The 15570-nt window shown below is 56.7% G+C and carries 14 protein-coding genes and 1 tRNA gene; 10 read left to right on the forward strand and 5 right to left on the reverse strand.

What is annotated here, in order from left to right; translation table 11 throughout:
• Positions 1 to 49 precede the first annotated feature (49 nt).
• The 7 genes from GXM22_RS00140 (at position 50) to GXM22_RS00170 (ending at position 8210) form a co-directional block, all read left to right on the forward strand.
• On the forward strand, positions 50 to 865 hold the full coding sequence (locus tag GXM22_RS00140) for a PD-(D/E)XK nuclease family transposase (protein WP_035393230.1): 816 nt from the start codon (positions 50 to 52) through the stop codon (positions 863 to 865).
• Positions 866 to 1088: 223 nt separating this feature from the next.
• Positions 1089 to 1658 carry a hypothetical protein gene (locus tag GXM22_RS00145; protein WP_005929020.1) on the forward strand — a complete coding sequence of 190 codons (570 nt, stop codon included), beginning with the start codon at positions 1089 to 1091 and terminating at the stop codon, positions 1656 to 1658.
• Positions 1659 to 1887: 229 nt separating this feature from the next.
• Positions 1888 to 2961 (forward strand): aldose epimerase family protein, encoded by a 1074-nt coding sequence (locus tag GXM22_RS00150; RefSeq protein ID WP_005929018.1) that lies wholly within the window; start codon positions 1888 to 1890, stop codon positions 2959 to 2961.
• A 259-nt stretch (positions 2962 to 3220) separates the two neighbouring features.
• Positions 3221 to 4246 carry a UDP-glucose 4-epimerase GalE gene (gene galE, locus GXM22_RS00155; protein WP_035393228.1) on the forward strand — a complete coding sequence of 342 codons (1026 nt, stop codon included), beginning with the start codon at positions 3221 to 3223 and terminating at the stop codon, positions 4244 to 4246.
• A gap of 216 nt (positions 4247 to 4462) precedes the next feature.
• The gene (gene feoB / locus GXM22_RS00160; RefSeq protein WP_005929006.1) at positions 4463 to 6805 is read left to right on the forward strand and encodes a ferrous iron transport protein B; all 2343 of its coding nucleotides are present in this window, start codon (positions 4463 to 4465) and stop codon (positions 6803 to 6805) included.
• Positions 6806 to 6985: 180 nt separating this feature from the next.
• Positions 6986 to 7429 carry a MarR family winged helix-turn-helix transcriptional regulator gene (locus GXM22_RS00165; RefSeq protein WP_035393226.1) on the forward strand — a complete coding sequence of 148 codons (444 nt, stop codon included), beginning with the start codon at positions 6986 to 6988 and terminating at the stop codon, positions 7427 to 7429.
• Between the two features lies 1 nt (position 7430).
• Positions 7431 to 8210 carry a sulfite exporter TauE/SafE family protein gene (locus GXM22_RS00170; RefSeq protein WP_005929000.1) on the forward strand — a complete coding sequence of 260 codons (780 nt, stop codon included), beginning with the start codon at positions 7431 to 7433 and terminating at the stop codon, positions 8208 to 8210.
• A 70-nt stretch (positions 8211 to 8280) separates the two neighbouring features.
• Here the strand turns inward: GXM22_RS00170 and tig are convergent, their stop codons facing one another.
• Entirely contained in the window at positions 8281 to 9576 is a 1296-nt protein-coding gene (gene tig / locus GXM22_RS00175; RefSeq protein ID WP_005928997.1) for a trigger factor, read from the reverse strand.
• Between the two features lie 155 nt (positions 9577 to 9731).
• On the opposite strand from tig, the gene sdaAB reads away from it, so the two are divergent.
• From sdaAB to GXM22_RS00190, 3 genes are all read left to right on the forward strand, one after another.
• Positions 9732 to 10415, forward strand: a complete 684-nt coding sequence (sdaAB, locus tag GXM22_RS00180; RefSeq protein ID WP_005928993.1) for an L-serine ammonia-lyase, iron-sulfur-dependent subunit beta — start codon at positions 9732 to 9734, stop codon at positions 10413 to 10415.
• A 2-nt stretch (positions 10416 to 10417) separates the two neighbouring features.
• Positions 10418 to 11293, forward strand: coding sequence for an L-serine ammonia-lyase, iron-sulfur-dependent, subunit alpha (gene sdaAA, locus GXM22_RS00185; protein ID WP_035393223.1), 876 nt, complete (start codon positions 10418 to 10420; stop codon positions 11291 to 11293).
• Positions 11294 to 11443: 150 nt separating this feature from the next.
• Positions 11444 to 11520, forward strand: a tRNA-Arg gene (locus GXM22_RS00190).
• Between the two features lie 153 nt (positions 11521 to 11673).
• Here GXM22_RS00190 and GXM22_RS00195 read toward each other — a convergent pair.
• The 4 genes from GXM22_RS00195 to GXM22_RS00210 all read right to left on the reverse strand — a co-directional run bounded on the left by GXM22_RS00195 (position 11674) and on the right by GXM22_RS00210 (position 15532).
• The gene (locus tag GXM22_RS00195) at positions 11674 to 13074 is read right to left on the reverse strand and encodes a site-specific integrase (RefSeq protein WP_005928986.1); all 1401 of its coding nucleotides are present in this window, start codon (positions 13072 to 13074) and stop codon (positions 11674 to 11676) included.
• Between the two features lie 14 nt (positions 13075 to 13088).
• Positions 13089 to 13394 (reverse strand): helix-turn-helix domain-containing protein, encoded by a 306-nt coding sequence (locus GXM22_RS00200; protein ID WP_005928983.1) that lies wholly within the window; start codon positions 13392 to 13394, stop codon positions 13089 to 13091.
• 373 nt (positions 13395 to 13767) lie between these two features.
• Positions 13768 to 15114 carry a DNA primase family protein gene (locus tag GXM22_RS00205; RefSeq protein ID WP_005928977.1) on the reverse strand — a complete coding sequence of 449 codons (1347 nt, stop codon included), beginning with the start codon at positions 15112 to 15114 and terminating at the stop codon, positions 13768 to 13770.
• Positions 15077 to 15532: a CHC2 zinc finger domain-containing protein gene (locus tag GXM22_RS00210; protein ID WP_005928973.1), complete on the reverse strand. Its 456-nt coding sequence runs from the start codon at positions 15530 to 15532 to the stop codon at positions 15077 to 15079. The genes GXM22_RS00205 and GXM22_RS00210 overlap by 38 nt, the downstream gene beginning before the upstream one ends.
• Positions 15533 to 15570: the final 38 nt, after the last annotated feature.

Below are 15570 nucleotides of genomic sequence, written 5' to 3' on the forward strand. Positions count from 1 at the left end.
ATATAAACGTAGAAAAGTACTCTTTTTCTGAAACGAAAGGATGGCGGAAATGCGGTTCGTACAGTTGGATGAGAAGAATGAAGAACGCATGAATGCTATCCGTAAATTCACCCTGATGGATGACACCTTTATGACACAGGTGTTTTCAGGAGATAAAGAGAGCACACAGGAGCTGCTTCGCATCATCCTGAAACGAAAGGACCTGACCGTCGCAAGGTCTGCAACACAGCTTACGATCGGCAATCTGTTTGGCCGTTCTGTACGGCTGGACATTTATGCAACGGATGATGCAGGCAAGCAGTACGATATCGAAGTACAGCAGGAAGATAAGGGAGCCGCTCCGGAACGGGCGCGGCTGAACAGTGCGCTGTTTGATTCCCGCCTGACGACTTCTGGCGAAAAATATTCTGACCTGCCTGAGACATATATCATATTTATTACGGCAAATGATGTTTTGGGAGATGGTCTGCCGGTTTACAATATTGAACGGACGATTCAGGAAACCGGGAAGCTGTTCCACGACCGTGCACATATCGTATATGTGAACGGCGCATATCGGGGAACGGATGAGGTCGGCGCGCTGATGCAGGATTTCCGCTGTGATGACTATCGGGATATCCGGAACCCCAAAATAAGGGCAAGAGTAAAATACTTTAAAGAAGAAACGGAAGGAGTGGCAGCTATGTGCAAGACAATGCAGGTGATCGTTGATCGGGAACGAGAAGATGCCGAGGTGGCAAAGGGAAAGCGCATTGCGCTCAATCTCTGGAAGAACGGAGAGCATGATCTGGATAAGATCGCCCAGACCACCGAACTTTCGTTAGAACAGGTGCGGGAGGCAATTACCGAACCGTGTTCTGCATAAGAAAACTTCCCCAAAGCACCCTTCACAGCCATGTGAGGGGTGCTTTTTGTCAATCTGCTAAAAAATTTGCCGCAGCTTTGGCACAGTCTCTAAAAATTGGGGGGATTCAATAAAAAATATTGACAGGGGGGAGGGGGAGATGTAAAATGAGGTCACAATGCAGAAGGTGTAGGGGTATGCTTTCTGTGTGGTAAAATATCATTTTACATTGGAGGTTCTACAAATGAAAATGCTCAAGAAAATGGCCGCCCTTCTGCTGGTCGGCGTAATGGCTCTGGCACTGCTCACCGCTTGCGGCGATGAGGCTCCCAGCAAGTCTTTTGCACAGCAGGTTGAAGAAACTGCATTTGAAGCAATGAAGCAGTCTACCGGTATTCAGGTAAATGACGCGGATCTGAAGAAACTGGCAGAAAGCAAAATCGATCAGATCAATATGGAAGATGGCACCTTTAATTTCAAAAATGCTCTGGATATGCAGGCGCTCATGAAGGAAATTCAGGAACTGAAGGACGTGCATGCTGAGATTAATGTTAAAGCAGCGATGCCGTTCCCTGAGAGTGTTGTGACCACGGATAAACCCTATAAAGTACTGGAAGTCACCCCGGAGAATATTGGCGATGTGGCAAAAATTGTTGCCAGAATGGGCAAGCTCAACAGTATTGAGAATGACGGGCTGAAAGTCAATAAACTGGGTATTGTAGCAAAGACTGTGAATGGAAAAACCTACGTTGCAGTTGCTATGGATGTGACCACAAGTGTTGAGGAAATTCTGAGCATGCTGGGCGTTGGCTAAAAGGTAAATGAAGTAAATACTCGGAAATTTTCCCCGGAGCGCCTACCCCTGGCCCTCCGGGGCTTTTTTCTGCCTATGGGGCAGAATTTACAAAAAATCTCTCGAAATATTGGATAGATTCCCTTAAAAAATGCCAACACAGAAGGAGAAAATTGTGATATAATCAAAACAATAAAGGATAAAACAGAGAGTGTGCTGTCCCCAAAAAATACAAAAGGAGGCGAGCCCTATGGCACAGTTTCTCTCCAAGCCCTTTGGCATGACTCCAAACGGCGAAAAGATCAATGAATACATCATCTCGAACCCCGGCGGGCTGGCGGTCAGTGTGCTGAACTACGGCTGTATCATCAAGAATATCTGGGTGCCCACCAAGAGCGGGCCGGTGGATGTGGTGCTGGGCCACGACACCTACGCCGATTACGTCAAGGACTTTGAATCGTCCGGCAGTACCTGCTGCGGCGCGTTCGTGGGCCGGTATGCCAACCGCATCGAGAACGCCGTGTTCAATGTGGGCGGCAAGACCTATCAGCTGGAAGCCAACAACGGCAAAAACCACCTGCACGGCACCTTCCCGCGCAAGCTGTATGAGGTAAAGACCTTTGGCGATACCCTGCTTCTGGAGGCGGAAAGCCCCGATGGAGAGGATGGTTTCCCGGGAAATCTGAAGATCTCGGTGCGGTATATCCTCACCGAGGACAACGCCCTGCGGATGGATTACCGTGTCTCCTCTGATGCCGACACCATCATCAACCTGACCAACCACACCTACTTCAATCTGGATGGCGGCGGCGATGTGCTGGGCCAGAAGCTGCGCATCTATGCGTCCCGCTATCTGGAGGGCAACAACGAGACCTGCCCCACCGGCAATATCCTGCCCGTGGCGGGCACGCCGATGGATTTCCGGGCGGGCAAGCCCATTGGCCGGGACATCGACACCGGCTTTTCCCAGACCACCATGGTGGGCGGCGGCTATGACCACTGCTTTGTCATCGACAGGGGCCGCGGGGCCAGCCAGAGCCTGTGCGCCTGGGCTTCCAGCGATAAGACCGGCATCAGCATGAAGGTCTATACCACCCAGCCCGGCGTGCAGCTCTACACCGGCAATTTCCTGCAGGACTGCCCTGCCCCCGGCAAGGGTGGCGTGCCGATGCAGAAATACGGCGGCTTTGCGCTGGAGACCCAGCACTTCCCCTGCAGCCCCTCCCACCCGGAGTTCCCCTCCACCGCCCTGCGGGCCGGGAAAGTGTTCCGCGCCAACACCACCCTGCGGTTCTTCACCGGCAAACAGTGCGGGAAACTGTAAAATGCAGCCCTCTCATTCAAAGCCTGACGGCTTTGCCTGAGAGGGCTTTTTCTCTGATTTGCACAAAGTGTTCCATCACTCCATGTGCAAAACACAAAAAAAGCTTGTAAATCAATGTGCGGGAAAATAAATGGAAACAAAAATCCATCCTTATAAAATTCCCGTTACTTGATTCTGCGGCCAAAACGTTGTATCCTTGTGGCAGAAGGCGGGCCTGCCCCGCGCAAGCAACTTTGGTGACGAGAAGAGAGGTACTTTTATGGCAATTTTGGTTTCCGGCGGTGCCGGTTATATCGGCAGCCACACCTGTATCGAACTGCTGAACGCTGGCTTTGACATCGTGGTGGCAGATAACTATTACAACGCTTCCCCCGTGGTGCTGGATCGGGTCAAGCAGATCACCGGCAAGGACTTCCGGTTCTATCAGGCCGATATGACAAAGCACGAGGACGTGGAGAAGATCTTCACCGAGTGCCCTGATATCGATGCCGTCATCCAGTTTGCCGCCTATAAGGCTGTGGGCGAGAGCGTTTCCAAGCCCATCGAGTACTACTATAACAACCTCAACTGCACGCTGGTCATTCTGGACGTGATGCGCCGCCACAACTGCCGCAACTTCGTGTTCAGCTCTTCCGCCACTGTCTACGGTGACCCCGCCAGCGTGCCCATCACCGAGGACTTCCCCGTGGGTGCCACCACCAACCCCTACGGCACCACCAAGGCCTTTACTGAGCGCATCCTGACCGATGTCTGCAAGGCTGACCCCACCCTGAACGTGGCCCTGCTCCGTTACTTCAACCCCATCGGTGCCCACAAGTCCGGCCTGATCGGCGAGGACCCCAACGGTATCCCCAACAACCTGATGCCTTACATCGCCAAGGTGGCCGTGGGCAAGCTGGAAAAGGTGCATGTCTTTGGCAACGACTACCCCACCCCCGACGGCACCGGCGTGCGCGATTACATCCATGTGGTTGACCTGGCCCGGGGCCATGTCTGCGCCATCAAGAAGCTGCAGACCAACTGCGGCCTGTTCATCTGCAACCTGGGCACCGGCCACGGCTACAGCGTGCTGGATGTCATCCATGCCTTTGAGAAGGCCTGCGGCAAGAAGCTCCCCTATGTGATCGATCCCCGCCGCCCCGGCGATATCGCCGAGTGCTATGCCGATCCCACCAAGGCCAAGAATGAGCTGGGCTGGGTGGCTGAGTACGGCATCGAGGAGATGTGTGCCGACAGCTGGAACTGGCAGAAGAACAACCCCGATGGCTATCACACCGTGAAGTAAACAGAACTGTTCTCAAAACGCACCTTTGAACGTGAAAATTCAGGGGTGCGTTTTCTTTTGCCCGGAAATCTGCCGGAACAGGAGAAAGATTTCTACAAAAAACAGCGGGGACAGGCGAGAATTTTTGCCGCTTCCTGCCTTGACAATGCCTTTGAGTTAGCATATATTAAGACTGTTCACATACACTAACATTTTGTCGAAGGAAAGGCATCTGCCATGACATTAAAGGAACTGAAGATCGGCGAAAGTGCCGTGATCGATACAGTGGGCGGAACGGGAGAACTCCGCCAGCATTTTCTGGATATGGGGCTGATCCCCGGCGAGAAGGTCACGCTGGTGAAATTTGCGCCCATGGGGGACCCCATGGAGCTGCAGATCCACGGCTATGAGCTGACCCTGCGGCTGGACGATGCGGCACGGATCGAGATCACCCCGGCGGAAGCACCCGCAGCAGCTCCGGCACGGAAGGCCGGCCGGATGGTGGAGCACCCGGGCCTGGGCGAGGGCGGCCGCTACCACACCAAAAAGGGTGAACACCCGCTGCCGGATGGAACGGTGCTGACATTTGCGCTGGCCGGAAATCAGAACTGCGGCAAAACGACTCTGTTCAACCAGCTCACCGGCTCCAACCAGCATGTGGGCAACTTTCCGGGCGTGACGGTGGACCGCAAGAGCGGTGCCATCCGGGAACACCCCGATACCGAAGTCACCGACCTGCCCGGCATCTACTCCATGTCGCCCTATTCCAGCGAGGAGATCGTGACCCGGCAGTTCATCATTGGCGAAAAGCCCACGGGCATCATCAACATCGTGGATGCCACCAACATCGAGCGCAACCTGTACTTAACGATGCAGCTGATGGAGCTGGACACCCCCATGGTGCTGGCACTGAATATGATGGATGAGGTGCGCGGCAACGGCGGCACCATCAACATCAACGAGATGGAAGCGATGCTGGGCATCCCGGTGGTCCCCATTTCCGCCGCCAAGAACGAGGGCGTGGATGAGCTGGTGGATCACGCCATCCATGTGGCAAAGTATCAGGAGCGTCCGGGCCGGATGGACTTCTGCGGCGAGGATGACCACGGCGGTGCGGTTCACCGCTGCATCCACGGCATCATCCACCTCATCGAGGACCACGCCCGGGCGGCGGGAATCCCGGTGCGCTTTGCTGCCACAAAGCTGGTGGAGGGCGACCCCCGCATTGAGGAGGCCCTGAAGCTGGATCAGAATGAAAAAGAGATGATCGAGCATATCATCCTGCAGATGGAGCAGGAACGCGGTCTGGACCGCGCCGCTGCCATTGCAGATATGCGGTTCCACTTTATCCACCAGCTGGTGAATCAGACCGTGGTAAAGCCCCACCAGAGCAAGGAGCAGCTGCGCAGCGCAAGGATCGACCGCTTCCTCACCGGAAAGTACACGGCGATTCCGGCGTTCGTGGGCATCATGGCGCTGGTGTTTTATCTGACCTTCGGCGTGATCGGCGCGGGGCTGCAAGGCCTGCTGGAACTGGGCATTGAGAATCTGACGATCCTTGTGGACAATGCCCTGACGGCGTGGAACGTCAACGATGCAGTGCATTCGCTGGTGATCGACGGCATCTTTACCGGTGTGGGCAGTGTGCTGAGCTTCCTGCCCATCATCGTGACCCTGTTCTTCTTCCTTTCCCTGCTGGAGGATACCGGCTATATGGCCCGCGTGGCTTTTGTGATGGACAAGCTGCTGCGGCGCATCGGTCTTTCGGGCCGCAGCATCGTGCCCATGCTCATCGGCTTTGGCTGCACGGTTCCCGGCGTGATGGCAAGCCGCACGCTGCCCTCGGAGCGGGACCGGAAAATGACTATCCTGCTCACGCCCTTTATGAGCTGCTCGGCCAAGCTCCCAATCTACAGCCTGTTTGCGGTGACCTTCTTCCCGGAGTACGCCGCACTGGTCATGGTGGGCCTGTATTTCCTGGGCATCCTTGTGGGCATTGGTATGGCCTTTCTGCTCAAGGGAACGCTGTTCAAGGGTGAGGCCGTGCCCTTTGTCATGGAGCTGCCCAACTACCGCCTGCCCGGCCTGAAAAATGTGGCCCAGCTGCTCTGGGAAAAGGCCCGGGATTTCCTCGAGCGTGCCTTTACAGTCATCTTCCTGGCAACCATCATCATCTGGTTCCTGCAGAACTTTGATTTCCAGCTCAGCCTGACCGCAGACCCGCAGGAGAGCATCCTGGCCTGGATCGCCAGCGGCATCGCGCCGTTGTTCGCACCGCTGGGCTTTGGCGACTGGCGGGTGTCCACGGCGCTGATCACCGGCTTTATGGCAAAGGAGAGCGTTGTCTCCACCCTTACCATCCTGTATGGCTCCTCTGCCGCACTGGGCGCGGCGCTCAGCCCGGCGGCTGCGGCTCCCCTGCTGGTGTTCTGCCTGCTCTACACCCCCTGCATCGCCGCTGTGGCAGCGGTCAAGCGGGAGATGGGCGGCCGCTGGGCCACCGTTATGGTCGTGAATCAGTGTGTTGTGGCATGGCTTGCCGCGCTCGTTGTGCGGTTCCTTGCCGTGGCAGTGCTGTGACCCTGTCCTGAAGCATATCAAAAGCCCGTACCGTGAAAATCTTCATGGTGCGGGCTTTTTGCGATGAAAAAAATATAGGGATCAGTTGATTTTACGCCGCCTGCCCTTGACAACAGAGATTTCTTGTGCTAAAATATTTCAAAAATGAACAATTCAAAAAGAGAGAAAGAGGGGCGCACAATGCGTGAGCTGAACCCCAGTGTGGAATTTGCCAACAAGACGGGCCTTGTGTACAGCGCCGTCTGCAAGCCGCTGTGCCAGAAGCTGCATCTGCCGCAGACAGCGTTTGATATCCTGATGTTCCTTGCCAACAACCCCAACTACACGACCGCCCGCGATATCGTGGAGGTGCGCCACATCAAGGCGAACCTTGTCTCGGTGAATGTGGACAAGCTGGTGCAGGAGGGCTTTCTGGAGCGCCGCCCGGTACCGGGTGACCGCCGCAAAACGGAGCTTGCCTGCACCGAAAAGGCGCAGTCCATCATCGAACAGGGCCGCAGGATGCAGGATGATTTCATCCGCCGCCTGATGGCAGGGCTGGAGGAAGAAAAACTCGAGATATTTTTTGAAGTCATCGATACGATGAACGAAAATCTGGATGCGATCCTAGAAGGAGAAAAATAAGATGAATCTGCTGTTTACCATCATCGTTACCTTTTTTGCCGGAATGGGCGCGGGCCTGGGCACCGGCTTTGCGGGCATGAGCGCTGCCGCGGTCATCAGCCCGATGCTCATCACCTTTCTGGGGATGGACCCCTATATGGCGGTCGGCATTGCCCTTTCCTCGGATGTGCTGGCCAGTGCGGTGTCTGCCTACACCTACCACAAAAACAAAAACCTGGATATCAAGAACGGCCTGATCATGATGGCCAGTGTGCTGCTGTTCACCGTGGTGGGCAGCTGGGTGGCAAGCCTAGTGCCTTCCACCACCATGGGCAGCTTTTCGGTGTTTATGACGTTCCTGCTGGGCATTAAATTCATCGTCAAGCCCGTTATGACCACCAAAGAAGCCATGCAGGGGGTCTCTGCTAAGAAGCGTGCCCTCCAGTCCATCGTCTGCGGTGTGGTCATCGGGATGATCTGCGGCTTTATCGGTGCCGGCGGTGGTATGATGATGCTGCTCATCCTGACCAGTGTGCTGGGCTACGAGCTCAAGACTGCCGTGGGCACCAGCGTGTTCATTATGACCTTCACCGCCCTGACCGGCGCGGTCTCCCACTTTACCATCGGCGGCGCACCGGACTGGACCGTGTTCATCCTCTGCGTTCTGTTTACCCTGCTGTGGGCCCGCATCGCCGCTGTCTTTGCCAATAAGGCCGATGCCAAGACCCTGAACCGTGCAACCGGCATCGTTCTGGTCGTGCTGGGCATCGTGGTCATGGGCTTCAATCTTCTGACAAAATAAACTGCTAAAGAAAAGGGCCTGTCTTCCGAAATTCCTTGGAGACAGGCTCTTTTTGTTGTACTTTGGGAAATTACTTTTCTTCGATGGTGGAGTGCTCGATCACCCAGTCGGCGGCGCGGCGGATGGCCTCGCTGCGCTGCATGGCGGGGATGTTGGCGTTGGCCTTGACCTCTTCCAGCGTTTTCTTGGTGCGGTCGGCGCGCTCCTGCAGGTTCTTGGTGATCTCCTCATCGGTGGGCACCAGACCCTCGTTCTGGGCGACCTGCAGCAGAGCCATCCGGGCGCGGGTGTTCTTCTCGGCGGCGGCGTGAACGTTGGCCGTGAAGTTCTCGCGGGTCTGGTGGATCTGGCTCAGGTAGCGGTCCAGGCTCATGCGCTGCATCTGGAGCTGCTGCTGGATGTTCTGCATCTCCTGCTGGTAGGTGCTCTCCACCAGAACGCTGGGGAGCTCGCCCTCAGCGGCAGAGGCCAGCTGGGTCAGCACCTGATCCTTTGCGCGGTTCAGGGCGCTGGCGTGCTTGCCGTCGTGCAGCTGCTTGCGCACCTGCTCCCGGAACGCTTCCATGGTGTCCACCTTGCCCACCTTCTTGGCAAAATCGCTGTTCAGGGCGGGCAGCTGGCGGACGCAGACATCGATCAGCTTGATCTTAAAGACAACGGGCTTTCCGGCCAGGTCCTTGACGTGATAGCGTACCGGGAAGGTGACGTTGATCTCGAATTCCTCGCCGCCCTTGTGGCCCAGAATGCCGTCCTCAAAACCCGGGATCATCCGGCCGCTGCCCAGCTGCAGGGGCTGGTTCTGTGCGGAACCGCCCTGGAAGGGCTTGCCGTCCAGCAGGCCCTCGTAATCGATGTGAACGATGTTGCCCTTGACGGCCGGGCCCTTGTGGGGCACCAGCTCGGCAGCAGCATTGCGGCGGCGCTCCAGCACGGCATCGATCTCTTTGTCGGTGACGGCGGGGGTCACGCACTCCACATGGAAGCCGGTGGTCTGGGTCAGGTTCAGCTCCGGCTGCAGCGGGGTGGTGGCGGTGGCTACAAAGCCCTCGTCCTTTTTGACGCTGACCAGGTCATAGCTGGGCTCATCCACCGCCTTGAAGCCGTGCTCGGCCATGGCGGCCTCGTACAGGGCAGGAACATCGCGATCCATCAGGTCGTTGATGGCATCATACCAGAATGTGTGCTCGCCGCGGTCGGCCTCGATCTGAGCACGGTCGGCCTCGCCCTTGGCAAAGCCCTTGATGGTGTAGCTGGCGCGGGTGCGCTCATACACCGCATTGGATGCGGCCTCCAGCTCCTCAGCTGTTGCGCTGAAGGTCATCTTGCAGACACTCTTTTCGGGAGTTTCCACGCTTACCAGTTTCATAGGAATCCAACCTCCGTGTTGCCCCCAAAGGAGCGATTTCAAACATTAATAAAGTTATTATAGCACAAGTGGGGCAAAAGCGGTATAATAAAAGAGAGAAAAAAGTGCGAAGCGGGCGATTTTTGCCCGGCGGAGCACGAAAGGATGTGCATCGGATGCGCTTGTTTGACGTTCTCGGGCCGGTTATGATCGGCCCCTCTTCCAGCCATACAGCGGGTGCCGCCCGGATCGGCTACACGGCCCAGAAGCTTCTGGGTGAGATCCCGGTGCAGGCGGATATCGGCCTGTACGGCAGTTTTGCCACCACCGGAAAGGGACATGGCACGGATAAAGCCCTGGTCGCCGGCCTGCTTGGCCTGCGGCCCGATGATCCCCGCCTGCCCGACAGCTTTGCCCTGGCCGCAGAGCAGGGCATGGCATTCCGGATTCATCCGGTGGAATTGCGCTCTGCGCACCCCAATACCGCTGTTCTCACCCTGACAGGCCGGGAGGGGCGGGTGCTTTCCATGAAAGCCGCTTCGGTGGGCGGCGGGCGCATCCGCGTGACCGAGATCGACGGTGTGCCTGCCGATTTCGGCGGCGACAGCAACACCCTGATCATTCACAATGAGGACACCCCCGGCTGCATCGCCGAGGTGACCACCTGCCTTGCCGTGCGCAGGATCAACGTTGCATCGATGCAGGTGTTCCGCGCAGGGACCGGCGGCTATGCCGTTATGGTGCTGGAGTGCGATTCCCACATCCCCCACCCGCTGGAACAGAAGCTGGCGACCCTGCCCGGCATCCTGAAGGTGACCTGCCTGAACATCGACGAGCCCGAAGAAGACGCGGAGGAATGACCATGTCCTTTTTATCCTGTGAAGAAATGCTGGCCGCTGCCCGCAGCCAGAACCTCTCCCTTGCCGAGGCCATCCTGCGCAGTGATCTGGCCGAGAGCCGCCTGACCGAAGAGGCCAGCCGCCATGCCATGCTCCACCTGTGGCATGTGATGGAGGCCACCAGCCGGGATTATGACCCTGCCCAGCGCAGCCGCAGCGGCCTGTCCGGCGGCGATGCCGCCAAGGTGGAACAGGCCCATCAGGCGGGCAGAAGCTATGGCGGGGATTACCTTGCTGAAGTGACCGCCGAAGCCCTCAAGACCGCTGAGTGCAACGCCTGCATGAAACGGATCGTTGCTGCCCCCACAGCGGGCAGCTGCGGTGTGCTACCGGCGGTGCTGCTTCCCCTTGCCCGTGCAGGCGAGGCCGATGAAGAAGCCATCTGTGATGCCCTCTATGTGGCCGCAGGCTTCGGGCAGGTCATCGCCGCCCGGGCCACTCTGGCCGGTGCCGAGGGTGGCTGTCAGGCTGAGGTGGGAGCCGCCAGCGCCATGGCCGCCGCCGCCCTCTGCCACCTGAAGGGCGGCACGCCGGAGCAGTGCGCCGCCGCTGCCGCTATGGCACTGGGCAACCTGCTGGGCCTGGTCTGCGACCCTGTGGCCGGTCTGGTGGAGGTGCCCTGCATCAAGCGCAATGTTGTTGGTGCCGTGAACGCCGTTTCCTGCGCCAATATGGCGCTTGCGGGGGTGGATTACGCCATCCCCTGCGATGAAGTCATCGATGCCATGGGCCGCGTGGGCAGTCTGCTCTCCCCCGATCTGCGGGAGACCGGCCAGGGCGGCCTTGCTGCAACGCCTACCGGTGTCCGCATCGCCGAGCGTTTGGCAGAGGAAGCCTGAGGTCCGCACGGAAAATATTGAAAAAACGAAAAGACGTACTTTTCTGCGTGGAAAAATAAAAAACGAAAATAAAATCAAAAAATCTGCAAAAAACTGTTGACAAACCCCGCCCTGCGTGATAAAATACATCTTGTTCCGACCGGAACGTATGCGTTGGTAGCTCAGCTGGATAGAGTGACTGACTACGAATCAGTAGGCCGGGGGTTCGAGTCCCTTCCATCGCACCAGAAAATGCCGTGAAATCGAAAGATTTCATGGCTTTTTTGTTTTTCTGGCAGAGGTCGCACACACTTGCACACTTTCTGCACACTTTACAAAAAAGCCATGTTATCTTTGCATTGCTCGCACAGCGTGCATTTCGCTGCACAAAAAAGAAATTTTTATGCGAAGAGCACCCGCGTCAGCTCGCGGCGTTCTTCTGCGTCCATCTGCCGGATGGCTTCAAGGATCATTTTGCCTGTGATTTTTGTTGCCGCCGGCATTTTGCTTTCCGGGGACGCCTGCGGCCCTGCTCCTGCTGTGTCCTGCCGGTAGAAGTCGGCTTCGATCTTCTTTGCCAGCTCCAACCGGGGCCTGTCCTGCGTGTGAGCGTAGGTGTCCATCAGGACGGTAGCAGTTGCATGACCTGTGTTGCCCTGCACCGATTTGAAGTCACCGCCAGACTGCAACAGCTGATAGGTGGCACTGGAGTGTCGCAGACCATGAAACACGATCTTCTCAAACTCCGGGTGCTCTGCTCGCCACTGCCGATACCACTTGGTCAGAACGTCCGGGGCAATGGGTAAGCCGTCTGGTAAGCGGAACAGCTGACCGCAGTTGCTGTACTTCTCCGGGGCGTTCTGTTCGTCCTGCTTCATCTTGTCGAGCCATGCCAGAAGTTCCTCTTTCAGCGGTTTCGTCATATACAGGACACGGTTGGACTTCTTGGTTTTGGTCTTTTTCAGAATCAGCGAGGACTTGCTCCCCTCCCGTCTGTCCGGGAAGGTGTGGTAGATCTGGCTGGGGTCGATCTTGGACAAGGCTTCTTTGTTGGCACGCTGCATTGCCTTGTTCACCGTGATAGCTCCACGACCATCGGCGGCATCGAAGGCGAGGTCTCCCGGCTGTAAGCCGAGGATCTCACCCTCTCGCAGGGAGAGAATCATGCTCAGATGCACCGCCAGATGGAGGGCGGGGTTCTCAATGGTCTGCAACGCCGCCAGCATGGTGCGCTCATCCCAGATGGTGCGTTCTTCGGTATTGATCTTGGGGGCTTCACGGGGAGTAGGCGATTTGTGGATCAGATCCCAGTCAACGGCATACGAAAAGGCGGTCTTCAGGAGCGTGTGGACTTCGTGAATGGACGTGCTGGATAACAGCCGCTTCTTCTGATTTTCCGTCAGCTCCTGCTTTTCGCCGTGAACGTACTGGCCGCAGGGGGTCTGGCTCAGGGTGGCGTAGAACTGCTCAATGTCGTAGGTGCGGAGGTCTTGTACCTTCCGATTTCCGATATACGGCACGATGAGGTTCTGCACCATCGCCACAGATTGGGTGTAGGTCTTGGGAGACCACTTGTGTTTGCTGGACTGAATGGGAATCCACTTGTACAGCATTTCCTCCACCGTCATTGCATCGGGCACGAGGAAGGTGCCGTCCAGCAGTTCCTTCTCTACCGTGATCTTGCGCTCCTGCGCTTCGGCCTTGGTCTTGAAGGTTTCCCAGCCCTTGCAGGGCTTGCCAGCATGATCTTTGTAGTTGTATCGGACGGAATACGTGTTGCCACGTTTCATAATAGATGCCATAGATGTTCCCTCCCTCAGACCGCAGCAAACCAATCGTCAAAGCTCTGCTTGCTTACCCGGATGCTGGTACCGAGGCGGATCACCTTGAAATCTTTCGTGGTGTTGCACAGATTGTACGCAGCACGGTTGGAGATCGCCAACAGTTGGGCGATCTCCTCCACCCGGTAAACGAGCGGGGCGTGTCGGACGGTTTTGCTGGTCTGGTCAGAAGGTTCTACGGCAGGGGTTTCGGACAATTTCATTGTAGGGGATTCGGGCACGATTTTCAAGTCCTCACGGGTCAGTTTAGCGGAATTTTTGCGGACATTCGTCATAGGCATGTCTCCTTTGCACTTCTCCAGACCCGGTGCAGCTCCGGTTGAGCTGCACCCTTGTGGGCCGGTAAAATATGTAAGGGCCTGCCGCTCCTGACCCGAAGCAGCAGCCCAAAAAAGTGCGAGAACTTGAATTTACGCGCCCCACGCGCCCCAAACTACACAAAAGTACCTTTCTGCGTGGATTTTATGGGGCGCATGGCTGGGATGGACGCGCCCTTTTGGGGCGCATCCGGGTTTCTTTCCCGCCCCGAAGGGCGCGTTGCCGCCCTGCATCCGCCCGGAAAGGGCAGATACGCGCCCGGAGAAAACAGCGATAACAAGTCAAAACCATGGCTTTAGGGCGCGTAGGGCGGGAGTTTTTCACTTTTCGTGTGTTTTATGCCGCAGCAAAGGCGGGGTGGACGCATACGCCCCGGAAGCCGCGGTACTTTCCCTCGATGTGCTTGGAGAAGGTCAGGCCATACTTCCCTGCATTTTTCAGCAGGAACTGGCTGAACTTCTTTTGCGGAACGGGTGATTCCAGATTATCCTCGCACCACTTGGTGTAGGCGCGGTAGAGATAGGTGGAGCGTTCCTCGGTGTCGGGCTTGAAGCGGACATACGCACTGGCCTGCATGAACTGGGTCAGATTATCGCTGTCTGCCATAGCTGCTTCAAGGTTCTGGATGGAGCGCTCGCTGATGGTGAACTGATAGCGGTTCGCCAGCAGACGGTGCAACCCTTCCAGCATCCACAGCAGGATGCCGGGACGCTCCTCGGACAACTCTTCGATGAGGAAGGGATTATCCACCCGGGCAGGGTCACGGTCTTTCACCGTGATGAGGATCTGTCTGCGCCAGAAGCCGTCGCTGTCATCGTGAGCGGCCACAAGGTTGCCATTGCCGAAGCAGATGAAACGAACGTACAGCAGACCTTGGACAGCCTGCTTGTTCTTTCGCTCGATGCACAAACGGTCCTCGGCGGTGACGATGGACTTGATGTTCCGGGTTTCGGGCAAAGCCACCATGTTCAGATCGTCATCGACCATGACCAGCTTGTACTCCAGATTTGCACTGGCAAAGCGGTTCGTTTCGATGCGGAGGATGGATTCGGAGTGAGAGGCTTCCCCGAACAGCTTCTTCAGCAGCAAGCCGATGCGGGATTTTCCCTCGCCGCCCTTGCCGGTCATGACCAGCATCTTCTGCGCCTTGGTAGACGGGATCAGAAGATAGCCGAGATATTCCTGCAAGGTCAGAATGTCCTCCGGGATCAGCAGACCGTCCAGAAATTCCAGCCACTTGGTCGGTGCAGGGGCATCGGGCTGGTATTCCACGGGGAGCCGGTTCAGGCAGAGTTCCTTTTCCGGCACAAATCCCCGCTCGTCCAGAAAGTAGGTTCCGTTCTGGAGATGGATGCGGTCAAGCTGGGGTTTCCATTCAGGGGTATAGGTTTCGATACGGAGTGCGTCCAGAACCTGCTTCTCCTTCTTGGCAAGGTTGTCGAGCACAAAGTCACGGAGGTCGCTGTGGACTTCGTAGAGCAGTGCATCCTCGTCTACCTCGCCGTTCTGGTCGAACAGCTTCTGTTTCAGGCACATCATGGGGTGTTTCTCTAAAAGGTACTGGCAGTAAGCGGTTTCACGCACTTTGCCCTTACTGTCTACCCAAGGGCATTCACATTCTTCCTCTTCTTCCAGTTCGTCCTCATCACGCCAATCGTCGTTCCTCTTTTTCCAGTCGCTCATGCAATCCCTCCCAATACTTCCGTAGCTCGTCTTCGGTCTTCGGGTCCGGGAGCACCGAACAGTCCAGATAATATTCAACGATGTCAAGGTTCTTTATCGCTTCAAGGAAGCAGGGGTGAAGTTCTTCTGTGGGTGACTGCGGTGCGTATCGGATCCGCCAACGCTGCAGACAGCGGTAATAGTCCAGCAGCTGCTGCCGGACGCTGGGCGGTCTGCGGGGAGCAAGCCGCACCTTACCGTCGGCAAGTGCCATGCCGAAATCGTTCTTCAACTTTTCCACAGCCTTGTAGGGAGAAAGTTGAAAAAGTCTGCCGACAAAATCGATCACATCGCCATCCGCCTGACAGGCGAAACAGTGGAAACGACTGTCCACCTTCATGCTGGGGTGTTTATCCCCGTGGAAGGGGCAGCACATCATACCGTTCCGGTTTACAGCGAAGCCGTACAGCTCCGCTG

The organism is Faecalibacterium duncaniae, from assembly GCF_010509575.1.
GTDB lineage: Bacteria > Bacillota > Clostridia > Oscillospirales > Ruminococcaceae > Faecalibacterium > Faecalibacterium duncaniae.